Below are 21,430 nucleotides of genomic sequence, written 5' to 3'. Positions count from 1 at the left end.
TCCGGCCTCCCTTACCAGCGCCGCTCGTAGCGCCGACGCAGCACGATGGCGATGGTGTTCATCACCACGAGGAACGCCAGAAGCACGATGATCGCCCCCGAGGCCCGTTCGACAAAGGCCGGGTCGGCGCGTTGCGTCCAGTTGTAGACCTGCACCGGCAAGGCCGAGGCGGGATCGAAGAAGCCCTCGACCGGGGCGCCGGGATATTCGCGGACAAAGGCCACCATCCCGATCAGCAGCAGCGGTGCGGTTTCGCCCAGCGCCTGTGCCAGGCCGATGATCGTCCCGGTCAGGATGCCCGGTGCGGCCAGCGGCAGGACGTGGTGGAACACCGCCTGCGTCTTCGACGCCCCGATGCCCAGCGCCGCATCCTTGATCGAGGGCGGCACCGCCCTGAGCGCCGCGCGCGTCGAGATGATGATAGTGGGCAGGGTCATCAGCGTCAGCACCAGCCCGCCGACGATCGGCGCCGATTGCGGCAGCCCGGCGAAGTTGATGAAGATGGCCAGACCCAGGATCCCGAAGACGATCGAGGGCACGGCGGCCAGGTTGGCGATGTTCACCTCGATGAGGTCGGTCAGCCAGTTCTTGCGGGCGAATTCCTCGAGATAGATCGAAGCCGCCACGCCGATCGGCAGCGCCAGGCACAGCACCACGATCATCATGTAGGCCGAGCCGATGATCGCCACGCCCAGGCCCGCGGCCTCGGGGCGCTGGTCGGAGGCATCCGGCGCGGTCAGGAAGTCCAGGTTGAAGCCGGTGCCCAGAAGCCCGCGGTCCTTCAGCGCATCGGCCAGATGCAGCTGCGCCGGCGAGACATTCGAGTCAAGCTCGGCCGAATCCAGGCTGACGCGGCCCTTGAAATAGCCGTCGATCCGGCCGTTGGTCATGACCTCGAAGGCGATGGTCGTGCCGATCAGGTCGGGGTTGGCCAGCACATGGTTGCGCAGCTGGGCGGGGGCTTCCTTGGACAGGAAGCTGTCGATGTCGCGCTTGGACAGGCCGTCGATCTCGATCCCCTCGCGGGCGATCAGGTCGGCCAGCGCCGCCTTCAGAACCCGGCCATAGCCGACGGTGGTGACCTTCTTCATCGCCTCGGGGTCGCGGGTGCCGGACTTGTCCAGCGCCTTTTCCTCCAGCGGAACCTGAAGCTGGATCTTGGTCTGGAAGAAGGCCGAACTGCCGTTGCCGAAGATCGAGGCCAGCAGGACGAACAGCGCCAGGATGCCCACGCCGATGGCCACCAGACCATAGGCGCGAAACCGTTTCTCGGCGGCATTGCGGCGGCGGGTCCGGGCATCCTGCACCCGCAGCGAGGGACGCCCGCGCCCCTCGAATTGTGCACTTGCGTCGGTCATTCGTATTGCTCCCGGTAGGTCCGCACGATCCACAGCGCCACGATGTTCAGCGCCAGCGTGATGACGAAAAGCGTGAGGCCCAGCGCAAAGGCGACCAGGGTCTCGGGCGCGGCGAAATCGGTGTCGCCGGTCAGCTGGCTCACGATCTTCACCGTCATGGTGGTCATCGCCTCGAAGGGGTTGAGGCTCATCCGCGCGGCGGCCCCGGCCCCCAGCACCACGATCATCGTCTCGCCGATGGCGCGGCTGGCGGCCAGCAGCACCGCCCCCACGATCCCCGGCAGCGCGGCCGGCAGGATCACCTGACGGATGGTTTCCGAATTGGTGGCCCCCAGCGCCAGCGAGCCGTCGCGCAGGCTTTGCGGCACGGCGTTGATGATGTCATCGGACAGCGACGACACGAAGGGGATGATCATGACCCCCATCACCAGGCCCGCGGTCATCACCGACGACCCGGAATCGCCCAGGCCCAGCGGCTGGGCGATGTAGTCGCGCAGAAGCGGGCCCACGGTGATCAGCGCGAAGAGACCGTAGACGATGGTCGGGATGCCGGCCAGAACCTCGATCGCGGGCTTGACCACGGCGCGGAACTTCGGTCCCGCATATTCGGACAGGTAGATGGCCGAGAACAGACCCACCGGCACCGCCACCGACAGCGCGATGGCCGATACATACATCGTGCCCCACAGCAGCGGCAGCACCCCCAGCGAGGAATTGCCGCGGAAGTTGGGCGACCATTCGATCCCGAAGAAGAAGTCCTGCCAGGGATACTGGCCGAAGAAGTTGACCGTCTCGAAGACCATCGACAGCACGATGCCCACCGTGGTGGCGATGGCGATCATCGAACACAGGATCAGGCCCATCCGCACTGCCAATTCGACGGTGTTGCGGGCGCGGAAGCGCGGCGTGATCCGCGCCAGGCCATAGCCCAGACCGCCCAGCGCCAGCGCCAGGACGACCGCGGTCATGCCCAGCCGACCCGCGGCCAGCCCGGACCGATAGGATTGCGCGGCCCGCAGCGACTCGGAACTGACGTTTGCCCCCAGCGCGACGCCCACCTCGGCCAGCCGGCCGCGCACGTCGGACAGGCCGGCGCGGATGTTCGAGGCGCCGTCAGGGGTCAGGGCCCCGGCGGCGACCGCCTGATCCAGCCCTTCGGCGATGCGGCGGACATCGGCCATGACCAGATCGCGGGTCGATCCGTCGGAAATGGCGGTCTCGGGGATCATCGCGCTGACCGAACGGTCGATCACGATGGGCTGCACGGCGATCCAGATCACCATGACCAGAATGGCCGGCGCCGACGCCAGGATGGCCACGGACCAGCCATAGAAGCCGGGAAGGGAATGCAGATTGCGAAGATCGCCGCCTGCGACGGAGAGCGCGCGCATGCGCCCGGCGAAGAAACCCGCCAGGCCAAGCGCCAGCACGATCAATAGGAGGAGGGGGACAGACATGCGTTCCTCGTCGTCATCGGCGATTGAAAAAGGGACAAACGAACGAGCACCGGAAAGGACACGACAGAAAGGAGAGAGGGGAGGGGGGGGGAAGAAGAAGGTGGGGTGGGCACCCGATCCGGCGCCCACCCCGAAGCCGATTACTTCATGGTCTCTTCGGCGGCGACCATCGCCTGGGTGGCAGCCAGTTCCGGGTCGGAAACCAGGCCATAGGCGGCCAGCGGGCCATCGGGGCCGGCCATGTCGTCGGAGACGAAGAATTCGGCGTATTCCTTCAGACCGGGGATCACGCCGATATGGGCTTTCTTGATGTAGAAGTAGAGCGGACGCGACACCGGGTATTCACCCGAGGCGATCGACTCGGTCGAGGGCACGACACCCGACATGGTGGCGACGCGCAGCTTGTCGGTGTTGTTCTCGTAGAACGCCAGACCGAAGACGCCGAAGCCGGCCTTGTTGCTGTCCACGCGGGCCAGGGTCTCGGTGTAGTCGCCGTCGATGTCCACGGCGCGGCCGTCGGTGCGCAGCGCCATGCAGGTGCCTTCGGCGGCTTTCTCGTCGCCTTTCATGCCGACCAGGGCTTCCAGGGCGCCGGTTTCTTCACAGCCGGCCAGGATCACCTTTTCCTCGAACACTTCGCGGGTGCCGTGCTTGGTGCCGGGCACGAAGGCCAGGATGTCCTGATCGGGGAACGCCGGGTTGACTTCGTTCCACTTGGTGTAGGGGTTGGCAACCAGCTCGCCGTCGACGACGACTTCGGCGGCCAGGGCCTTGTACCAGTCGGCCGGGGTGAAGGCGAATTCCGGGCCGTTGATGTCCGAGGCGAAGACGATCCCGTCATAGCCGATGCGGACTTCGATGATGTCGCTCACGCCGGCTTCGGCGCAGGCGGCAACTTCCTTGTCCTTGATCTTGCGCGAGGCATTGGCGATGTCGATGGTGTTCTCGCCCACGCCTTCGCAGAATTTCTTGAGGCCAGCCGACGAGCCGCCCGATTCCACGACCGGGGTCGGGAAGTCGGTGTTTTCGCCGAAGGCTTCGGCCACGATGGTGGCATAGGGCAGGACGGTCGACGAACCGGCGACCTGAACCTGGTCGCGCGCGGCGGCGGCAGTGGCGGAGACGGCGGCCAGAGCCAGCGCCGAGACAGTGTATTTCACGGTTTTCATGGATTGCTCCCGAAGGTGTCAGCCTTGCCGAAATGTCGGCACGCGCCCCGTGGTAGGCGCCTTGGATGACGCTTATGCAAAAACCATGTAACAGTCAGATGACAATTCCGGCGCCGCTCCGGGGCGCGCAAAGTGCCGCAGAGATCAGACCGGGAACGCCCGGATCAGCCCCCAGATGCGGCAGAATCGATCCCGTCGCGCCGGCCTGGGCCAGGGCTGCGGGGATGTCGTCGCAGACATGGCCCGCCGCCAGGGCAAAGAAGGGCAGGCAGGCGGCGCGGGGCAGCGCGCGCGCGACATCGACCAGATAGGGTGGTTCCTCGATCAGACCCACGGCGACGGTGGTTCCCGGCAGCCGCGCGCGCAACGCCCGCGCCATGTTGCGCGCCGACAGCCGGGCGGGCGAGCCCGAGCGCGACCCATGCGCGGCCAGGATCACGCCATGGCCCGCCAGGGGCGCCACGGCCCGAGTCGCCAGCTCGATCAGATCGGGGTCGGTGCCGAAGGGGGGCAGGATCTCGCCCGACAGGCCCGCGCGGCGCAGTCTGTCGGGCAGGATGCGCCCGGTGAAGACGCCTTGGGCCATGAAGAAGGGATAGACGCGCGCGGCATGCAGCCCCTCTGCGGCGCGTTCCAACGCACCGGGCGCGGCCAGGGTCGCGGCCCGCACGCGCCAGCCGGGCAGCCGGCGTTCGACCGCTTGTGCCAGCGATTCCAATGTGTTCTGCGCCGGCTCGGGGTCTGCGGGCGACCCGTGGGCCACGATCAGGGCGTCGGGCATGGCGTCCTCCTGCGGGCAAGCTAGCGCATCGGTGGCGCGTGCCAAGCGTGCCTGCACCGGCGGGTTAACCAAACGCTACGATAACCAGTTGAATTGGTGACGCTTTGTCCGCAACCTGAGCTTGCAACGAATCCGACCGCGGGCTAATCCTTCTTGCAGCCGGCCAGGAAGGCCAGGACCCGTTCTAAAGTTCACGTGTGGTGCGTAGGGGAGCACGTGGGGTGGTGGAGGGTCCTGGTAGGGGTGCCGGGGCCCTCCTGTTATCTTGACTCCATACATCCATGTGCGCTTTCGGCTACCTGTTCGGGCGGCCTGTTTTGCATGCGCGCCGTGTCTTCCGGCGCGGCACCGAACGGTCCCCGCGCGAAGCCCGCCAGATACCCGCCCGCCAGACACGGTTACCTGCCCCCATCGCGGATCAGGGCCCGGCCTGTTTCAGGGCCCATAGCGGATCAGGGATCGACCCCGCCCATCTCGCAGACGATCTTCCATTCCTCGGGGCGGACCGGCTGGACCGACAGGCGCATGCTGGTGACCAGCGCCATCTCAGCCAGGCGCGGCTCGGCCTTGACCGCGGCCAGCGTCACCGGGCGCGCCAGCGGCAGCACCGCGCGGATGTCCACGCATTCCCAGCGCGGATCGTCGGTGGTGCTGTCGGGATGGGCCTCGGCGCAGACCTCGACGATGCCGACGATCTCCTTGCCCTGGTTGGAATGGTAGAAGAAGCCCAGATCGCCCAGCTTCATCGCGCGCATGTTGTTGCGCGCCAGATAGTTGCGCACGCCGTCCCATTGTTCGCCGATATCGCCGCGGGCGACCTGCTGGTCCCAGGACCACTTGTCGGGTTCGGATTTGAACAGCCAGTAGGCCATCAGCCGACGACCCGCTTCCATTCGATGATCTCGACGCTCTCGAAGAGGCCGGCCTTGCCATAGGGATCGGCGGCGGCCCAGGCCTCGGCGGCGGCGCGGTCCTCGACCTCGAGCACGACGAGCGAGCCGCACATCGCGCCTCCGTCCAGCAGCGGTCCGCCCAGAACCACCACGCCGCTTTCGCGGGCAAAGGCCAGATGGGCCTCGCGGTTGGCAAGGCGGGTGTCCAGGTGGCCGGGCTTGTCCCGGCAGATCAGGGCGAAGTGCATTCATTCCTCCTTCAGGGGGCGGGCCAGCAGCGCCGCCATGGCATCTTCCACACCGATGCGGCGCGCGACAAGGGCGGCGACCATCTCGGTCACCGGCATCTCGAGACCGCGCGCGGCGGCGATGGCGGCTGCGGCGCCGGCGGTGGCGGCGCCCTCGACGGTGGTGCGGGGGTCGAAGGTCTCGCCCGCGCCCAGCGCATGGCCGTAGCGATAATTGCGCGATTGCGCCGAGGTGCAGGTCAGCACCAGATCCCCCAGCCCCGACAGCCCGGCCAGCGTCTCGGGGCGCGCGCCCATCGCGGCGGCCAGGCGGTTCATCTCGGCAAAGCCGCGCGTCATCAACGCCGCGCGCGCCGAATCGCCCAGGCCCGCGCCCATCGTCACCCCCGCGGCAATGGCGATCACGTTCTTCAGCGCGCCGCCCAGCTCGGCGCCGGTCACGTCGGTCGAGCGATAGAGCCGCAGCGTCGGCGTCGACAGCGCCAGTTGCAGCGCGGCCCCCGTGCCCGCATCCGCGCAGGCCAGCGTCAGCGCCGTGGGCAGGCCGCGGGCGATGTCGGCGGCAAAGGACGGCCCGGTCAGAACGGCCGGCTGCGCATTCGGGCAGGTCTCGGCGATCAGCGCGCTGGGCCCGCGCCCCGTGGCCAGGTCGATCCCCTTGCAACAGGCCACCAGCGCCGGGTTGGGCCGCGGATGATCGGCCAGGAATGCCCCCAGCGCCTGCATCGGCAGCGCCAGCAGCACGACCCCCGCGGTGTCGGTCTCGGCCAGATCGGCGGTCACCCGCACCGTTTCGGGTAGCGTCACCCCCGGCAGGCGCGGGATCTGGCGGGTGGCGCGCATGGTCTCGACCGCCGCCCCGTCGCGCGCCCAGAGCGTGACCGGACCCTGCTGTGCCAGCGTCACCGCCAGCGCCGCCCCGAAGGCGCCTGCGCCCAGAACCGCAATGCTCATGCCTTTGCCCCCCGTTTTCCCGCCCCCAGCATGGGCGCGGCCGCCTGATCCAGCGGCCAGCGCGGCCGGGGCACCAGATCGGCGCCCGGTGCCGTTCCGGCGCGTAGCCGCTCGATCCCCGCCCAGGCGATCATCGCCGCATTGTCGGTGCAAAGCCGCAGGGGCGGGGCCACGAAGTCCAGCCCCTCGCCCGCGCAAAGCGCCGTCAGCCGCGCCCGGATCGCCGCATTCGCCGCCACGCCCCCGGCCACGGCAAAGGCGCTGGGGGCCAGCCCGCGCGCGCGCATCGCCGCCAGCGCGCGCGCCGATTTCCCGGCCAGCACATCGGCCACCGCCGCCTGGAACCCCGCGCAGAGATCGGCGCGGTCGGCGCGGCGCAGCGTGCCGTTCTCCATCACCCCGTCGCGGGCGCGCAGAAGCGCCGTCTTCAGCCCGGAAAAGGACATGTCGCAGCCCGGACGGTCCATCAGCGGGCGCGGAAAGGCAAAGCGGCCGGGATCGCCGGCGCGGGCCTCGGTCTCGACGGCGGGTCCGCCGGGCTGCGGCAGCGCCAGCAGCTTGGCGGTCTTGTCGAAGGCCTCGCCCGGCGCGTCGTCGATGGTGCCGCCCAGCCGGGTGAAGCTTTCGGGGCCCTCCACGATCAGGAACTGGCAATGCCCGCCCGAGACCAGAAGCATCAGATAGGGAAAGTCCAGCCCGTCGGTCAGCCGCGGGGTCAGCGCGTGCCCGGCCAGGTGGTTGACCCCGATCAGCGGCAGCCCCGCCCCCGCGGCCAGCCCGCGCGCGCACATCACCCCGGCCATCACCCCGCCGATGAGACCGGGCCCCGAGGTCACCGCCACCGCGTCCAGATCGGCCAGGGTCAGGCCCGCGCGCATCAGCGCTTCCTCGATGCACAGGTCGATCTTCTCGGCATGGGCGCGGGCGGCGATCTCGGGGACCACGCCGCCGAAGGCTGCGTGCAATTCGGTCTGCCCCGCCACGACCGAGGCCAGGATCTCGGCCCCCGCCGGGCCGGAGCCTGCGCGCACCACCGCCGCGGCGGTATCGTCGCAGCTTGATTCGATGCCCAGAACCGTCAGGGTGCGTGTCATCTGTCCGATTGCCCGTTGTCCGGCTCGCAGGTAACACGGGCCGGACGCCCGGCACAATCCGCCAGCATCCCGCAGCCCAGAGGGGGGAGCCATGCGCCCGATCCTGCTTCTGACCCGTCCCGCGCCCGCCGCGCGCCGCTTTGCCCGCGATCTGGGCGCCGAGGCCGCCGGGTTCGAGGTCATCGTGTCCCCGCTTCAGGAGATTGTCGCCCTGCCCGCCGAGATCCCCCCCGCGCCCGAGGTCATCCTGACCTCGGAGGCGGCCGTGGGGCCGTTCGTGGCGCGCTCGCCCGCGGCGGGGCGGCGGGCCTGGTGCGTGGGCGGGCGCACGGCGCGCGCCGCCGAAGCCGCGGGGTTCGCCGTGACCGTGGGGCCGGGCGACGGGGCGGGGCTGGCGCAGGCCATCCTGGACAGCGGCGCCGACGGGCCCTTCGTGCATGCCCGCGGCCGCCACGTTGCGGCCGATGTCGCGCAGATGCTGCGCGCGGCGGGGCGCGTGGCCGATGAGGCGGTGGTCTATGATCAGGTGGCGCTGCCCCTGGCGGATGATGCGTGCGCCGCGCTTGCGGGGGCGGTGCCGGTTCTGGTGCCGCTTTTCTCGCCGCGCTCGGCCGCCCTTTTCGTGACGGCGGCGGCGGGGGCCGTTGCGCCTGTGCATCTGGTGGCGATCAGCGCTGCCGTGGCGCGCGCCGCGGCACCCCTGGGTCTGCCGGTCGAACGGGCGGCTGCGCCCGACGGGGCGGCGATGCTCGCGGCCTGCCGAAATGCGATGGCGGCGCTGGTTTCGCCGGCTTCGGGGATCGGCGCGCCCGAGTGATGCGGGTTGAGGCAGCGCGCGCCTGCGTCTAGAGTGACGTGCGAAAATGAAGGCCGCCAGACGGCCCCTTGCGGAGGGATACCCAGTCATGAAGCCCGAGACCGGCGACGAAAACCCGGAGGCGAAGGCCCAAACCGAAGACAAGACGGTCGTCGATGCCGAGATCGACGAGGGTCGGGGCGATGCCCCCGAAGCGGCATCCGACGCCACGGTCGAGGTTGATCTCGACCTGAAGGACAAGCCCTTCACCATGGCCGATTACGATCCCAGCTATGACGCCCGCCTGGCCGAGGAAGACGCGGCGACGGACGATCGCGCGCCCTCATCGGAGGATGGCCGCGCGCCTTGGGGCGGCGACGCTACCGAGGCCGAATATGACGACGACAGCCGCGAGGCCGCGCCGCGTTCGGGCGGTGGTGGTGGCGGCGGCTTCATGTCCACGCTTCTGGGCGGGGTCGCGGCGGCGGCCGTGGGCGCCGGGGCGGTGGTCTATGGCTTGCCGCAGATCGAACCCTATCTGCCCGCGCAATTCCGGCCCTCGGCTGCGGCAACGGCTCCGGCCTTTGACCCCGCGCCGCTTCAGGCCGCGCTGGACGCCCAATCGGCCGAGATCGCCGATCTGAAGGCGCAGCTGGCCGCGCTTCCGGCGACGGCGCCCGCGCCCGCCGAAGGTGCGCCGGTGGATCTGGGCCCGGTCGAGGACGCGCTGTCCGCGCTGCGTGATGACCTGTCCGCGCTTGATGCGCGCGTGCTCGAGATCGAGAAGCGCCCGGTGGATGGCGGCGCCGCCTCGGCCACGGCGATCGACGCCTTCGAACGCGAACTGGCCGATCTGCGCGAGCAGTTCCAGAAGAACCGCACCACCGCCGAGGCCATCGACCAGCAGATCGCTGCGGCGACGGCCGAGATGACCGCCAAGATCAAGGCCGCCGAGGACGAGGCCGCCGCGATGCGCGCCAGCGCCGCCGAGGATGCCCGCAAGGCCCGCGCCGAAGCCGCCGTGGCCGCGCTGACGGCGGCGGTGGAAAGCGACGCCCCCGCCGAGATGGCCAAGGCGCAGCTGGCCGCCGCCGGGGTGGACCTGCCGTCCGCGCTCAAGGGCCATGTGCCGACCATCGCGGAACTGACCCGGGCGTTCGAGCCGGCCGCGCGCGTTGCGCTGGGTGCGGCGCGCAAGGAAGCCGCGGGCGATGACACGCTGGGCAAGCTGGGCGCGTTCTTCCTGGCGCAGACCGGGGCGCGCTCGCTCGAGCCGGCCGAGGGCAATTCCCCCGACGCCATTCTGGCGCGCGCGGGTGCGGCCACGGCGGCGGGTGACATGGAAACCGCCCTTGCCGAGGTCGGCGCGCTGCCGCAGGCGGCTCAGGCGGCCCTGTCGGACTGGACCGCGATGGCGCAGGCCCGTCTTGATGCAACCAAGGCGCTGGCCGACCTGGCCCAGAGCGTGAACTGAGGAGAACGCGATGATCCGGGTTATCATCAAGGTCCTGTTGTTCTTCGCGGCGGTCGGGGCCGCGGCGGTGGGGGCAACCTATCTGGCCGATTCGGGGCAGAGCCTGCGCATCGTCGTGGCGAACTGGGAATTCAACCTGGGCGCGCTTCAGGCGGTGATCGTGGCGCTGGCCGGGCTGTTTGCCATCTGGCTTTTGTTCAAGCTGCTGGGTCTGGGCTTTGCCTTCCTGCGCTTTCTTCTGGGCGACACCACTGCGGTGACCCGCTTCCTGACCCGCACCCGTGCCCGCAAGGGCTATGAGGCGCTGGCCGAGGGCATGCTGGCCATCGCCTCGGGCGAGGGGCGGATCGCGCAGGTCAAGGCCCAGCGCGCCGAGCGGTATCTCAAGCGTCCCGAGCTGACCCAGCTTCTGGCCGCGCAGGCCGCCGAGGTCGCGGGCGACCCGCGCAAGGCCGAAGCCGCCTACAAGAACCTGCTCAACGACAAGCGCACGCGCTTTGTCGGCATCCAGGGTCTGATGCGGCTGAAGCTGACCGCGGGCGACACGGCCACCGCGCTGAAACTGGCCGAAAAGGCCTTTGCGCTGAAGCCCCGCCATCAGGAGGTGCAGAACACGCTGCTGAAGCTCCAGACCGAGAAGGGCGACTGGAAGGGCGCGCGCAACGTGCTGGGCGCCAAGGCGCGTCAGGGGCTTCTGCCACGCGACGTGCACCGCCGCCGCGACGCGCTTCTGGCGCTTCAGGAGGCCAAGGGCATCTTCGCCGAAGGCGCCACGATCCAGGCCCGCGAAGCCGCGATCGCGGCGGCCAAATCCTCGCCGGATCTGGTGCCGGCGGTGGTTCTGGCCTCGCAGGCCTATATCGAGAAGGGCGACGCCAAGAACGCCACCCGCGTTCTGGTCAAGGCCTGGGAAGCCAACCCCCATCCCGATATCGCCGCCGCCTTTGCCGCGATCGAGCCCGACGAGACGCCGGCGCAGCGCCTGACCCGCTTCGAGACGCTGGTCGCGGCCTATCCCAGCCATGTCGAGACGCGCCTTCTGCAAGCCGAGCTTTATGTCGCGGCCGAAGATTTCGTGTCGGCGCGCCGGGCGCTGGGCGATCTGACCGAAAAGGAACCCAATGCCCGCGTGCTGGCCATCATGGCCGCCATCGCCCGCGGCGAGGGCGAGGACGACGCGGTCGTGCGGGGCTTCCTGTCGCGCGCGCTGGTGGCCAGCCGCGGCCCGCAATGGTGCTGTGACAAATGTCACAACATCCAGGCCGAATGGGCGCCCGTCTGTGACAATTGCGGCAGCTTCGACACGCTGAGCTGGCGCGAGCCTCCGCAGGGGGGCGTGGGCCTTTCGCATGGTGCCGAGCTCTTGCCGCTGATCGTGTCGGGGCCGAAATCGGCGCAAGCCGGTGCCGCCGCCGCGCCCGAGGCCGCGCCGGCCTCCTGATCCGGTTCGCCGGACATTGCAGACCCTTTTAGGGGCGCGCCTTCGGGGGCGCCCCTTCTCGTTTTGCAGGCCCGCGTGGGCGGGGCGGATAACCTTGCGTGAGGGCGCGGTCGCTTACGATGGGTGGGGGAGTGGGGGTGCCGCCGGTGACACCGAGCCGGCAGAAGGCCCCCCCGGTATCGCGCCCGCCGTGATGGCCGATTGCAAGGAACGATCAGCTGTGTTTCACGATCCGGTTTCCCACGTCATTCATGAAACCCCCACGCTGCGGGCGGTGTTGCATGGCCAGGCGACGGCCCGTGTTCTGCTGTCCTACGACTGCCCCCAATCCACCAGCCCCGTGGTCAGCGCGCCCACGCTGACCCGGCATGCGCTGGCGGCGGATTGGGCGCATCTGTGCGTGGTCTCGGACACGCCCGATTTCGGCGGCAATGCCGGGGTGGACCGTCTGCGCGGGGCGCGCTGTCGGGGGCCTCGGCGGCGGCCGATGATCTGGCGGTTCTGGCGATCGGGCAGGGGGCCTATGGCGCCTTGCGCACCGCGGCGGCGCTGGGGGCTGCGCGGATGCTGCTGGTTTCGCCCCGCTGCCGCGCGCAGGACGACGACGTGCCCGCCGATCTGCGCGACGAGATGGCCTGCGAAGGGCTGCCCGCCCCCGACCCGGACCGGCTGCGCGCGCTGGCACCGGCCGGTCTGCGCGGGCTGGTTCTCCATGATCCGTTTCTTGCCCCGCGCGACCGGGCGCATGCGGCGGCGCTGGGGCTGGCCTTTCCGGGGCTGCGGGTGCTGGCCATGCCGTTCGGCGGCCATCCGGCGCTGCGGCTGATGGCGGCAGCGGGGCTGATGGACCGGGTGCTGGGTGCGCTTCTGGGCGACCGGCTGCAACCGGGGGTGTTTCGCGCGCTCCACCGCGAGGCGCGGGCCCGTTCGGGGCGTTATGCGCGGCTGGTGGAACGTTACCGCGACCGCCGCGGCTTGCCGCCGGGGCCCGAACTCGCCGTTCTCTGAGGGCGGGTTTTTGCGGTGCGGGGCTTGCGCGGTTTCGGCGCCGGCAAGACCTGCGCCAGAAGCCGCATCAGACCGCCCAGCCGGTCGCGGTCTTCCCAGGTGTCGGGGTCCAGCCGGAAATGCGGCTTGGCGCCGTCATAGGGCGGGGCTTCGGTCACACTGCCCAGATAGGCGCGCGCCTCGGGCACGGGCTTGACGAAAAGCGCGTCGTCGCACAGCAGTGCCGCGACCTTGTCGTCGGCATAGACGCAATATTCCCCGAACATGCGCCGCAGGCGGATCTCGACGCCCGCGCCATCCAGACATTCCAGCAGGAAATCCGCGGTTTCGGGGCGGGTCGCCATGGCTGCCGCCCTAACCCTGAAGGCTGCGCCGGGCGCGCAGCGCGGCCTGGATCGTGCCGTCGTCGAGATAATCCAGCTCGCCCCCGATCGGCACGCCCTGCGCCAGCCCGGTGACGGTGACGCCCGTGGGCGCCAGCGCCTCGGCGATGTAATGGGCGGTGGTCTGGCCCTCGACCGTGGCATTGAGCGCCACGATCACCTCGCGGATGCCTTCGTCGGCCACGCGCGCGACCAGCCGCGGGATGCCCAGCTCGTCGGGGCCCACGGCGTCAAGCGCGCTGAGCGTGCCGCCCAGAACGTGATAGCGCCCGCGGAAGGCGCCGCCGCGCTCCATCGCCCAGAGGTCCGAGACATCCTCGACCACGCAGATCTCGCCGGTGGCGCGGGCGGGGTTGCGGCACAGATCGCAGGTATCGGCCTCGGCGATATTGCCGCAGATCGAACAGTCGCGGGTGTGGGCGGCCACCTCGGCCAGCGCCTGCGCCAGGGGCGCCATCAGCGTGCCGCGCCGCCGGATCAGATGCAGCACCGCACGCCGGGCCGAGCGCGGCCCGAGCCCCGGCAGCCGCGCCATCAGCGCGACCAGATCCTCGATCCGGCTGCCGGGGTCGGACATCGCCGATCAGAACGGCAGGTTGAGGTTGGTGGGCAGGCCCAGCTCCTCGGAGAGCTTCTGCATCTCTTCCTGAGCGCGCTCCTGCGCCTTCTTTTGGGCGTCCTTGATCGCGGCCAGGATCAGATCCTCGACGACTTCCTTGTCCTCGGCGGTGAAGATCGACGGGTCGATGGCCAGGCCGATCAGCTCGCCCTTGGCGGTCGCCTCGGCCTTGATCAGGCCCGCGCCGGATTCGCCCACGACGGTCATCTCGTTCATGTCTTCCTGAAGCTGCGCCATGCGGGTCTGCATTTCCTTGGCGGCCTTCATCATCTTGGCCATGTCGCCCATGGCGCCCAAACCCTTGAACATGCGTCTCTCCTCAATTGTCCTCGAAGGGGTCCCAGTCGTCGTCGACCGCCTCGAGCGTCTCCAGCGCCTCGGGCGGTTGATGGGGGGTGATAGCGGCGAAGCGGGCCTCGGGGAATGTGGCAAAGACCGCCTGCACCACCGGGTTTTCAAGCGCTGCGGCCTCGTTGGCGGCCCGTTCGGCGGCGCGCGTCTCGGCAATGGTGGGGGCGCCGCCGCCGTTGGTGACCGAGATCCCCCAGCGCGCGCCGGTCCAGCCCTGAAGCCGCGCGCCCAAGGTCGCGGCCAGATCGGCGGGCGCATCGGGGCCGGGTTCGAATTCGATCCGGCCGGGGGCATAGCGCACCAGCCGGACGTGGCTTTCCACGTTCAGCAGAAGCTTCATGTCGCGCATGCGCCGGATCAGCCCGACCACATCGTCGAAGGTGGCGTATTGGCCAAGCCCCGCGTCGGGGCTTTCGGCCGGCGCCGTGGCGGCAACCAGCATCCCGCCTGCGCCCGCCCGCCACGATGGCAGCTGCGCGCGCGGGGCCCCCGCGCCGTTGCCCGACCCGTTGCCCGCGCCGTTCCCGGCGTGAAAGCCCGCCGCGGCGGCACCCGGCGCGCCCTCGTGGATGCGGCGGAGCAGCTTCTCGGGGTCGGGCAGGTCGGCCACATGGGTCATGCGGATCACCGCCATCTCGGCGGCCATCATCGCATTGGGGGCGCTGCCCACTTCTTCCAGCGCCTTGAGCAGCATCTGCCACATCCGTGTCAGCACCCGCATGGGCACGGTCTGCGCCAGTTGCCGGCCGCGGTCGCGTTCGTCGGGCGACACGGTGGGGTCGTCGGCGGCCTCGGGGGTGATGTGGATCACGCTGATCCAATGGGTGATCTCGGCCAGATCGCGCAGCACCGCCATCGGGTCGGCGCCATCGGCATATTGCGTGCCCAGCTCGGACAAGGCCCCCGCGGCATCGCCCCGAAGGATCAGGTCGAAAAGGTCCAGCACCCGCCCGCGGTCGGCCAGCCCCAGCATGGCGCGCACCTGGTCGGCCTGGGTCTCGCCGGCGCCATGGGCGATGGCCTGATCCATCAGGCTCATGGCGTCGCGCATCGAGCCTTCGGCCGCGCGCGCGATCAGCGCCAGCGCGTCGGGCGCGATGCGGGCATTCTCGCGCCCGGCGATATCGGCCAGATGCGCGATCATCGTCTCGGGCTCGATCCGGCGCAGATCGAAGCGCTGGCAGCGCGAGAGCACCGTGACCGGCACCTTGCGGATCTCGGTCGTGGCGAAGATGAATTTCACATGGGCGGGCGGTTCCTCCAGCGTCTTGAGCAGCGCGTTGAAGGCGCTGGTCGAGAGCATGTGGACCTCGTCGATGACATAGACCTTGTAGCGCGCCGAGGCCGCCCGGTAATGCACGCTGTCGATGATCTCGCGGATGTCGCCGACCCCGGTGCGCGAGGCCGCGTCCATCTCCATCACGTCGACATGGCGCCCCTCGGCGATGGCGCGGCAATGCTCGCATTCGCCGCAGGGCTCGGTGGTGGGGCCGCCGGTGCCGTCCGGGCCGATGCAGTTCAGCCCCTTGGCGACGATGCGCGCGGTGGTGGTCTTGCCGACGCCGCGCACCCCGGTCAGCACGAAGGCATGGGCAATGCGCCCGGCGTCAAAGGCGTTCTTCAGGGTGCGGACCATCGCCTCCTGTCCGATCAGGTCGGCGAAGGTGGCGGGCCGATACTTGCGGGCCAGAACCTGATAGCCGGCGCTTTCGGACATGAACTCCCCATGGTCTGAGCCCGGAGGGCGGGGCCTACATTAGGCGGCGCGCGGCCGAAGGTAAACGGGGGGAAGGAGTGAGAGGCTGGACATCGACCCAGACGGGACTTGTTACGGCTGCTTCCTTCCGGACCTGACCGGGTTGGCAAGGCGCCTGCCCGAGCCAACCTCTCGGGGGGTCATATAGGCGGCTTGCCGCTTCGGTGCAAGCCCGTTGGGCAAGGGGCGGGGGGTGTTTGGGCGGGGCCTAGTCGGTCTCGAACATGTCGGTCTGGGCCTGCGCCGCGGCCGGACCGGGGCCGGGGTTGGCCACAGGCTGGGCCAGCCCCAGATGCCGCCAGGCCCGCGCGCCCAGCATCCGCCCGCGCGGGGTGCGGCTGACCAGCCCCTGTTGCAGCAGATAGGGTTCGATCACCTCCTCGATCGCATCGCGCGATTCCGACAGCGCCGCGGCGATCGTCTCGACCCCCACCGGACCGCCGCCGTAATGTTCCGCGATCAGCATCAGATAGCGCCGGTCCGCCCCGTCCAGACCCAGATCGTCCACCCCCAGCCGGGTCAGCGCATTGTCGGCGATGGCGCGGGTGATCTTCCCGCCGCCCTCGACCAGCGCGAAATCCACCACCCGGCGCAACAGCCGCCCCGCGATCCGCGGCGTGCCGCGCGCGCGCCGGGCGATCTCGTGGACGCCGGCGGGTTCGGCCGGGATATCCATCAGCCGCGCGCCGCGCGCCACGATCTGCTCAAGCTCCTCGACCGTGTAGAACTGGAGCCGCGTCGGAATGCCGAACCGGTCGCGCAGCGGGGTGGTCAGAAGGCCCAGCCGCGTGGTCGCGCCGACCAGGGTGAAGGGCTGAAGCTCGATGCGCACGGTGCGCGCGGCCGGCCCCTCGCCGATCACGAGATCCAGCTCGTAATCCTCCATCGCCGGATAGAGCACCTCCTCGACCGCGGGGTTCATGCGGTGGATCTCGTCGATGAAGAGAACGTCGCGCGCCTCGAGATTGGTCAGGATCGCGGCCAGATCGCCGGCCTTGGCCAGCACCGGTCCCGAGGTCATCTTGAAATTCACGCCCAGCTCGCGCGCCATGATCTGCGCCAGCGTGGTCTTGCCCAGACCCGGCGGGCCGAAGAACAGCGTGTGGTCCATGGCCTGGCCGCGCATCCGCGCACTTTCGATGAACACGCGCAGGTTGGCGCGGGCCTCGGCCTGGCCCACGAAATCCGCCAGCGCCTGCGGACGCAGCGCGCGGTCGGTGTCGTCGGGCAGGCGCTCGGGGCGCAGGTTGGGGTCGGGCTGGGGCATGGGGCGTTCCTGTCGGGGCGCAAAGGATCGCTGCAAACGGCGCCTGACGCAAGGCGGCCCCGGCGCCTTTGACGCTGGACGAAGGCCCGCACGCGGGCCTAGTGTGACGCCCGGACGAAAAATGAGGCATCCCAATGGCATTCGGCACCAATATCCGCACCTGGTTCGAGGGCGCCTGGCACGAGGGCGACATCCCGGTGATGCGGGCCGCCGATCACGGCATCTGGCAGGGGTCTTCGGTCTTCGACGGGGCGCGGCTGTTCGACGGCGTGGCCCCCGATCTCGAGGCCCATTGCGCGCGCGTCAACCGCTCGGCCGAGGCGCTGATGATCACCCCCACGATCGACACCGCGACCATGGTCGAGATCGCGCTCGAGGGGCTGCGCAAGTATGAGCCCGGCGCGGCGGTCTATGTGCGGCCGATGTATTGGGCGCTCAACGGCTCGGAACTGGGTGTGGCGCCGGCGCCGGGGGCGACGGGCTTTGCGCTCTGCCTCGAACAGGTGGCGATGCCCGATCCCTTTGCCACGACGACGCTGACCACCACCCAGTTCCGCCGCCCCGTGCTGGCCGACAACGTGTGCAACGCCAAGGCCGGCTGCCTTTATCCCAACAACGCCCGGATGCTGGTCGAGGCGCGCGCCAAGGGCTTTGGCAATGCGCTGGTGCAGGACGCGATGGGCAACGTGGCCGAAAGCGCCACCGCCAATGTCTTCATTGTCAAGGACGGCGAGCTGTTCACCCCCATCGCCAACGGCACCTTCCTGTCGGGCATCACGCGCGCGCGCCACATTGCCAACCTGCGCGCCGACGGGATGCGGGTGCACGAATGCATCCTGACGCTGGACGATGTGCGCTGCGCCGACGAGGTGTTCCTGTCGGGCAACTTCGCCAAGGTGACCCCGGTCGCCGCCTTCGAGGACGCGCGCTATCCGCATGGCCCGGTGACCCGCCGCGTCCGCGAGCTATACTGGGACTGGGCGCTGACGACGGCCCGCATCTAGAACGTGGCCCGGAGGGGGGAGAATGCGCAAGTTTCTGGTGGTGCTCGACGACACCCGCGAATGTCTCAACGCGATGCGATTCGCGGCGATGCGGGCGGCCCGGACCGGCGGCGGGGTGACCATCCTGTCCGTCATCCCGCCCGAGGAATACCAGCATTGGATCGGGGTCGGTGCGATCATGCGCGAGGAGGCGCGTGAACGCATCGAGGCCCATTTCGAGGTTTTCGCCAAGTGGATGCGCGACCGGCAGGGGGTGGACCCCGAGCTGGTCATCCGCGAGGGCGAGCCGGTGACCGAGATCCTGGACGTGATCCGCACTGACCCCGAGATCGGGGTTCTGGTGCTGGGCGCGGGCACGGACAAGAAGACCGGGCCGGGGCCGCTGGTCACGCAGATGACCCGCAATGCCGGCACTTTGCCTTGTCCGCTGACGGTCGTGCCGGGCGACATGTCCAAGGAACGGCTCGAGTCGATTACCTGATCCATTGGGCACCGGATCGTGCGGATGGGTGCCCGTAAAAGATATATTCTGGAATGGTTCCAAACTTGACTTGAGGGCAGGGCGGGCGCATATCACCCCCATACCTCCAAGGGAGCGCGCGCGATGTTCATCCAGACCGAGACCACCCCCAACCCGGCCACGCTGAAATTCCTGCCCGGCCAGACCGTTCTGGAAAGCGGCACCGCCGATTTCGCGGGCCCCGAGGCGGCCGGAACCTCGCCGCTGGCGGGGCGGATCTTTGCGGTGAACGGGGTGACGGCGGTCTTCTTCGGGCACGATTTCGTGACCGTGACCAAGGCCGAGAGCGCCGATTGGGACCATGTGAAGCCCGGCGTCCTGGGCGCGATCATGGAGCATTTCCAGTCCGGCGAGCCGGTTCTGGCCGCGGCGGCCGCGGCGACCGGCGGGCATAACGACAGCGACGCCGACAGCCCCGATGCCCGCGTGATCGCGCAGATCAAGGAACTTCTGGACACCCGCGTGCGGCCGGCGGTGGCGCAGGATGGCGGCGACATCACCTTCCACGGCTTTGACCGCGGCATCGTCTATCTGCACATGCAGGGCGCCTGTGCGGGCTGCCCGTCCTCGACCCTGACGCTGAAGATGGGCATCGAGAACCTGTTGCGGCACTACATCCCCGAAGTCAGCGAGGTGCGCCCCGTTGCGCCCTGAGCCCGGACCCGTCCTGGCCTTCGACACCTCGGCCGCGCATTGCGCGGCCGCGCTCGTTTCGGCAGAAGGCGCGCGGATCGCCGCCCGCCACGAGGAAATGGCCCGCGGTCAGGCCGAACGGCTGATGCCGCTCCTCGAGGAGACGCTGGCCGAGGCGGGCCTGGGCTGGCGCGATCTGGGCGGGCTGGCCGTGGGCGTGGGGCCGGGCAATTTCACTGGCGTGCGGATCTCGGTCGCCGCGGCGCGGGGGCTGGCGCTGGCGCTGGGCCTGCCGGTCCACGGGATCGGCACGCTCGAGGCGCTGGCCGAGGGCCTGCCGCGCCCGCTGGTCGTGGCCGAGGACGCCCGCCGCGGAGAAATCTACTGGCAGCTTTTCGAAGACGCGCCCAGCTTGCCTGCATCAACGTCGCCTGCGCTGGGACTGCCGGGGGATGTGCCGCGCCTGCCGGGGCTGCGGGCCACCGGATCGGCCGCCCAGGCGCTGGGGCTTGCCACGCTGGCGCCCGCCCAGCCGCTGGCCGTGGCCATGGCGCAGATCGCGGCGGCGCGCCTTGCCGCCGGCACCCTGCCGCAGGGGCGGCCCGCGCCGCTTTACCTGCGCGCCGCTGATGCCGCGCCCCCGTCCGACCCCGCGCCGGTCATCGTTTGACATGACGCCCGCGGATCTGGCCCGCCTGCACGGCGCCTGTTTCACCACACCGCGGCCCTGGTCGGCGACCGAATTCGCCGATCTTCTGGCCGCGCGCGGGGTCTTCGTGATCGCCCGGCCCGAAGGCTTCATCATGGGTCGTGTCATCGCCGACGAGGCCGAGCTTCTGACCCTGGCCGTCGATCCCGCCGCGCGCCGGCAGGGGATCGGCGCGGCGCTTCTGGCCGCGTTCGAGGCCCACGCGCGCGCGGCTGGCGCGGTCACGGCCTTTCTCGAGGTGGCGGCCCCGAATGCCGCGGCGCGCGCGCTCTATGCCTGTGGCGGCTGGGCCGAGGCGGGCTGCCGGCGGGGTTATTTTCGCACGCCTCAGGGCGAAGCGCAGGACGCCCTGATCCTGACCCGCGCCCTTTCCTGAGGCAGTTTCCGTCCCGCCGCGTCCACAGGGTGGCCCTTCGTGCCTTCGCTCTTGACCCTCTGGCGGCTGTCGGCCCTAATCCACAGGGAAAAAGGCGGGTGGAAGTCCCGCGCAACGGGCCTTCGGCGGCTTTCGACGGGAGATCAGGATGACCCTCATGAAACACCTTCTGGGCGCAACGGCGGCGCTGGCGCTGGGCGCGGGAATGGCCGCGGCCGATCCGGCGCTGATCTATGATCTGGGCGGCAAGTTCGACAAGTCGTTCAACGAGGCGGCCTATAACGGCGCGCAGCGCTGGGTGGCCGAGACCGGCGGCAGCTACAAGGAACTGGAGATGCAATCCGAGGCCCAGCGCGAACAGGCGCTGCGCCGGCTGGCCGAAACCGGGGCCAACCCGATCGTGATGACGGGCTTTGCCTTCGGCAACGTTCTCGATACCGTGGCCCCCGACTATCCCGACACCAAATTCGCCATCATCGACGCCGTGGTCGATCAACCCAACGTGCGCTCGGTCGTCTTCCAGGAGGAGCAGGGCTCGTATCTGGTCGGGATGATGGCGGCGATGGCCTCGAAGACCGGCACGGTCGGCTTCGTGGGCGGCATGGATATTCCGCTGATCCGCAAGTTCGCCTGCGGCTATACCCAGGGCGTGAAGGCGGCCAATCCCGACGCCCGCGTCATCGTCAACATGACCGGCACGACGCCTGCCGCCTGGGCCGATCCGGTCAAGGGCAGCGAGCTGGCCATGGCGCAGATCGCGCAGGGGGCGGACGTGATCTATGCCGCCGCGGGCTCGACCGGGCTGGGGGTGCTTCAGGCCGCGGCCGATGGCGGCATCCTGTCGATCGGCGTGGACAGCAACCAGAACCACCTGCATCCCGGCCAGGTCCTGACCTCGATGATCAAGCGCGTGGACAATTCCGTTTATGGCGCCTTCATGGCCGGGGCGGACATGGAAACCGGGATCAACGTGATGGATCTGGCCAAGCAGGGCGTGGGCTATGCGCTTGACGACAACAACGCCGATCTGGTCACGCCCGAGATGAAGGCCGCGGTGGATGCGGCGGCGGCCGCGATCGTCGCGGGCGAGATCAAGGTCCACGATTACATGACCGACAACACCTGCCCGGTGAACTGAA

The 21,430-nt window shown here is 69.7% G+C and carries 23 protein-coding genes and 1 other RNA gene; 10 read left to right on the top strand and 14 right to left on the bottom strand.

The genetic code is table 11. The features are described from left to right. Positions 1-11 precede the first annotated feature (11 nt). From pstA to tsaD, 8 genes are all read right to left on the bottom strand, one after another. A complete protein-coding gene (gene pstA, locus BW949_RS12320; RefSeq protein WP_076366519.1) occupies positions 12-1,358 on the bottom strand; it encodes a phosphate ABC transporter permease PstA in 1,347 nt (448 codons plus the stop codon). Continuing rightward, on the bottom strand, positions 1,355-2,815 hold the full coding sequence (pstC, locus tag BW949_RS12315) for a phosphate ABC transporter permease subunit PstC (RefSeq protein WP_076366517.1): 1,461 nt from the start codon (positions 2,813-2,815) through the stop codon (positions 1,355-1,357). The genes pstA and pstC overlap by 4 nt, the downstream gene beginning before the upstream one ends. 140 nt (positions 2,816-2,955) lie before the next feature. Then, positions 2,956-3,984: a substrate-binding domain-containing protein gene (locus tag BW949_RS12310; protein WP_076366515.1), complete on the bottom strand. Its 1,029-nt coding sequence runs from the start codon at positions 3,982-3,984 to the stop codon at positions 2,956-2,958. Positions 3,985-4,078: 94 nt separating this feature from the next. Next, positions 4,079-4,765 carry a sirohydrochlorin chelatase gene (locus tag BW949_RS12305; RefSeq protein ID WP_076366513.1) on the bottom strand — a complete coding sequence of 229 codons (687 nt, stop codon included), beginning with the start codon at positions 4,763-4,765 and terminating at the stop codon, positions 4,079-4,081. Between the two features lie 452 nt (positions 4,766-5,217). Beyond that, positions 5,218-5,637 carry an EVE domain-containing protein gene (locus tag BW949_RS12300; RefSeq protein WP_076366511.1) on the bottom strand — a complete coding sequence of 140 codons (420 nt, stop codon included), beginning with the start codon at positions 5,635-5,637 and terminating at the stop codon, positions 5,218-5,220. Next, positions 5,637-5,906, bottom strand: a complete 270-nt coding sequence (locus BW949_RS12295; RefSeq protein ID WP_076366509.1) for a YciI family protein — start codon at positions 5,904-5,906, stop codon at positions 5,637-5,639. The genes BW949_RS12300 and BW949_RS12295 overlap by 1 nt, the downstream gene beginning before the upstream one ends. Beyond that, entirely contained in the window at positions 5,907-6,860 is a 954-nt protein-coding gene (locus tag BW949_RS12290) for an NAD(P)H-dependent glycerol-3-phosphate dehydrogenase (RefSeq protein WP_076366507.1), read from the bottom strand. Continuing rightward, on the bottom strand, positions 6,857-7,954 hold the full coding sequence (gene tsaD / locus BW949_RS12285; protein WP_076366505.1) for a tRNA (adenosine(37)-N6)-threonylcarbamoyltransferase complex transferase subunit TsaD: 1,098 nt from the start codon (positions 7,952-7,954) through the stop codon (positions 6,857-6,859). Before tsaD ends, BW949_RS12290 begins: the two co-directional genes overlap by 4 nt. Before the next feature lie 91 nt (positions 7,955-8,045). On the opposite strand from tsaD, the gene BW949_RS12280 reads away from it, so the two are divergent. The 4 genes from BW949_RS12280 to BW949_RS12265 all read left to right on the top strand — a co-directional run bounded on the left by BW949_RS12280 (position 8,046) and on the right by BW949_RS12265 (position 12,673). Next, entirely contained in the window at positions 8,046-8,771 is a 726-nt protein-coding gene (locus BW949_RS12280; RefSeq protein WP_076366503.1) for a uroporphyrinogen-III synthase, read from the top strand. A gap of 88 nt (positions 8,772-8,859) precedes the next feature. Further along, positions 8,860-10,224: a COG4223 family protein gene (locus BW949_RS12275; protein WP_076366501.1), complete on the top strand. Its 1,365-nt coding sequence runs from the start codon at positions 8,860-8,862 to the stop codon at positions 10,222-10,224. A gap of 10 nt (positions 10,225-10,234) precedes the next feature. Further along, positions 10,235-11,665 carry a heme biosynthesis protein HemY gene (locus BW949_RS12270; RefSeq protein WP_076366499.1) on the top strand — a complete coding sequence of 477 codons (1,431 nt, stop codon included), beginning with the start codon at positions 10,235-10,237 and terminating at the stop codon, positions 11,663-11,665. A gap of 396 nt (positions 11,666-12,061) precedes the next feature. Then, positions 12,062-12,673, top strand: coding sequence for a hypothetical protein (locus BW949_RS12265; protein WP_143524450.1), 612 nt, complete (start codon positions 12,062-12,064; stop codon positions 12,671-12,673). On the opposite strand, the gene BW949_RS12260 is transcribed toward BW949_RS12265, so the two are convergent. The 6 genes from BW949_RS12260 to ruvB form a co-directional block, all read right to left on the bottom strand. Next, on the bottom strand, positions 12,622-13,017 hold the full coding sequence (locus BW949_RS12260) for a TfoX/Sxy family protein (protein ID WP_076366496.1): 396 nt from the start codon (positions 13,015-13,017) through the stop codon (positions 12,622-12,624). The genes BW949_RS12265 and BW949_RS12260 overlap by 52 nt on opposite strands. Positions 13,018-13,027: 10 nt before the next feature. Continuing rightward, entirely contained in the window at positions 13,028-13,633 is a 606-nt protein-coding gene (recR, locus tag BW949_RS12255; protein WP_076366494.1) for a recombination mediator RecR, read from the bottom strand. 6 nt (positions 13,634-13,639) lie between these two features. Further along, entirely contained in the window at positions 13,640-13,984 is a 345-nt protein-coding gene (locus BW949_RS12250) for a YbaB/EbfC family nucleoid-associated protein (RefSeq protein ID WP_076366492.1), read from the bottom strand. Between the two features lie 10 nt (positions 13,985-13,994). After that, complete coding sequence (locus BW949_RS12245; protein WP_076366490.1) at positions 13,995-15,743, bottom strand: DNA polymerase III subunit gamma/tau; 1,749 nt, start codon at positions 15,741-15,743, stop codon at positions 13,995-13,997. A 76-nt stretch (positions 15,744-15,819) separates the two neighbouring features. Further along, positions 15,820-15,916, bottom strand: an RNA gene (gene ffs / locus BW949_RS12240) — signal recognition particle sRNA small type. A 74-nt stretch (positions 15,917-15,990) separates the two neighbouring features. Beyond that, positions 15,991-17,049 carry a Holliday junction branch migration DNA helicase RuvB gene (ruvB, locus tag BW949_RS12235; RefSeq protein WP_076366488.1) on the bottom strand — a complete coding sequence of 353 codons (1,059 nt, stop codon included), beginning with the start codon at positions 17,047-17,049 and terminating at the stop codon, positions 15,991-15,993. A gap of 134 nt (positions 17,050-17,183) precedes the next feature. Between ruvB and BW949_RS12230 the strand changes: the two genes are divergently transcribed. From BW949_RS12230 to BW949_RS12205, 6 genes are all read left to right on the top strand, one after another. Then, the gene (locus BW949_RS12230; RefSeq protein ID WP_076366486.1) at positions 17,184-18,053 is read left to right on the top strand and encodes a branched-chain amino acid aminotransferase; all 870 of its coding nucleotides are present in this window, start codon (positions 17,184-17,186) and stop codon (positions 18,051-18,053) included. Positions 18,054-18,075: 22 nt separating this feature from the next. After that, complete coding sequence (locus BW949_RS12225; protein ID WP_076366484.1) at positions 18,076-18,534, top strand: universal stress protein; 459 nt, start codon at positions 18,076-18,078, stop codon at positions 18,532-18,534. Positions 18,535-18,657: 123 nt separating this feature from the next. After that, entirely contained in the window at positions 18,658-19,227 is a 570-nt protein-coding gene (locus BW949_RS12220) for a NifU family protein (RefSeq protein WP_076366482.1), read from the top strand. Then, positions 19,217-19,876: a tRNA (adenosine(37)-N6)-threonylcarbamoyltransferase complex dimerization subunit type 1 TsaB gene (gene tsaB / locus BW949_RS12215; protein WP_076366480.1), complete on the top strand. Its 660-nt coding sequence runs from the start codon at positions 19,217-19,219 to the stop codon at positions 19,874-19,876. Before BW949_RS12220 ends, tsaB begins: the two co-directional genes overlap by 11 nt. Position 19,877: 1 nt before the next feature. Then, complete coding sequence (locus tag BW949_RS12210) at positions 19,878-20,291, top strand: GNAT family N-acetyltransferase (protein ID WP_076366478.1); 414 nt, start codon at positions 19,878-19,880, stop codon at positions 20,289-20,291. Between the two features lie 148 nt (positions 20,292-20,439). After that, complete coding sequence (locus tag BW949_RS12205; RefSeq protein ID WP_076366476.1) at positions 20,440-21,429, top strand: BMP family lipoprotein; 990 nt, start codon at positions 20,440-20,442, stop codon at positions 21,427-21,429. Position 21,430: the final 1 nt, after the last annotated feature.

The organism is Phaeovulum vinaykumarii, from assembly GCF_900156695.1.
GTDB classification, from domain to species: Bacteria; Pseudomonadota; Alphaproteobacteria; order Rhodobacterales; family Rhodobacteraceae; genus Bieblia_A; species Bieblia_A vinaykumarii.
The sequence above is the reverse complement of the archived record's forward strand: the minus strand, read 5'-3'. Positions and strand labels throughout refer to the sequence as shown.

What these genes read in the sequence shown, in the direction of transcription:
- tsaD (WP_076366505.1), bottom strand. Translation starts at nt 7,954, where the DNA reads ATGACACGCACCCTGACGGTTCTGGGCATCGAATCAAGCTGCGACGAT.
- pstA (WP_076366519.1), bottom strand. Translation starts at nt 1,358, where the DNA reads ATGACCGACGCAAGTGCACAATTCGAGGGGCGCGGGCGTCCCTCGCTG.
- BW949_RS12250 (WP_076366492.1), bottom strand. Translation starts at nt 13,984, where the DNA reads ATGTTCAAGGGTTTGGGCGCCATGGGCGACATGGCCAAGATGATGAAG.
- BW949_RS12290 (WP_076366507.1), bottom strand. Translation starts at nt 6,860, where the DNA reads ATGAGCATTGCGGTTCTGGGCGCAGGCGCCTTCGGGGCGGCGCTGGCG.
- BW949_RS12225 (WP_076366484.1), top strand. Translation starts at nt 18,076, where the DNA reads ATGCGCAAGTTTCTGGTGGTGCTCGACGACACCCGCGAATGTCTCAAC.
- BW949_RS12280 (WP_076366503.1), top strand. Translation starts at nt 8,046, where the DNA reads ATGCGCCCGATCCTGCTTCTGACCCGTCCCGCGCCCGCCGCGCGCCGC.
- BW949_RS12275 (WP_076366501.1), top strand. Translation starts at nt 8,860, where the DNA reads ATGAAGCCCGAGACCGGCGACGAAAACCCGGAGGCGAAGGCCCAAACC.
- BW949_RS12310 (WP_076366515.1), bottom strand. Translation starts at nt 3,984, where the DNA reads ATGAAAACCGTGAAATACACTGTCTCGGCGCTGGCTCTGGCCGCCGTC.
- BW949_RS12300 (WP_076366511.1), bottom strand. Translation starts at nt 5,637, where the DNA reads ATGGCCTACTGGCTGTTCAAATCCGAACCCGACAAGTGGTCCTGGGAC.
- BW949_RS12260 (WP_076366496.1), bottom strand. Translation starts at nt 13,017, where the DNA reads ATGGCGACCCGCCCCGAAACCGCGGATTTCCTGCTGGAATGTCTGGAT.
- recR (WP_076366494.1), bottom strand. Translation starts at nt 13,633, where the DNA reads ATGTCCGACCCCGGCAGCCGGATCGAGGATCTGGTCGCGCTGATGGCG.
- BW949_RS12210 (WP_076366478.1), top strand. Translation starts at nt 19,878, where the DNA reads ATGACGCCCGCGGATCTGGCCCGCCTGCACGGCGCCTGTTTCACCACA.
- BW949_RS12295 (WP_076366509.1), bottom strand. Translation starts at nt 5,906, where the DNA reads ATGCACTTCGCCCTGATCTGCCGGGACAAGCCCGGCCACCTGGACACC.
- BW949_RS12245 (WP_076366490.1), bottom strand. Translation starts at nt 15,743, where the DNA reads ATGTCCGAAAGCGCCGGCTATCAGGTTCTGGCCCGCAAGTATCGGCCC.
- pstC (WP_076366517.1), bottom strand. Translation starts at nt 2,815, where the DNA reads ATGTCTGTCCCCCTCCTCCTATTGATCGTGCTGGCGCTTGGCCTGGCG.
- BW949_RS12230 (WP_076366486.1), top strand. Translation starts at nt 17,184, where the DNA reads ATGGCATTCGGCACCAATATCCGCACCTGGTTCGAGGGCGCCTGGCAC.
- BW949_RS12205 (WP_076366476.1), top strand. Translation starts at nt 20,440, where the DNA reads ATGACCCTCATGAAACACCTTCTGGGCGCAACGGCGGCGCTGGCGCTG.
- BW949_RS12270 (WP_076366499.1), top strand. Translation starts at nt 10,235, where the DNA reads ATGATCCGGGTTATCATCAAGGTCCTGTTGTTCTTCGCGGCGGTCGGG.
- ruvB (WP_076366488.1), bottom strand. Translation starts at nt 17,049, where the DNA reads ATGCCCCAGCCCGACCCCAACCTGCGCCCCGAGCGCCTGCCCGACGAC.
- BW949_RS12305 (WP_076366513.1), bottom strand. Translation starts at nt 4,765, where the DNA reads ATGCCCGACGCCCTGATCGTGGCCCACGGGTCGCCCGCAGACCCCGAG.
- BW949_RS12220 (WP_076366482.1), top strand. Translation starts at nt 18,658, where the DNA reads ATGTTCATCCAGACCGAGACCACCCCCAACCCGGCCACGCTGAAATTC.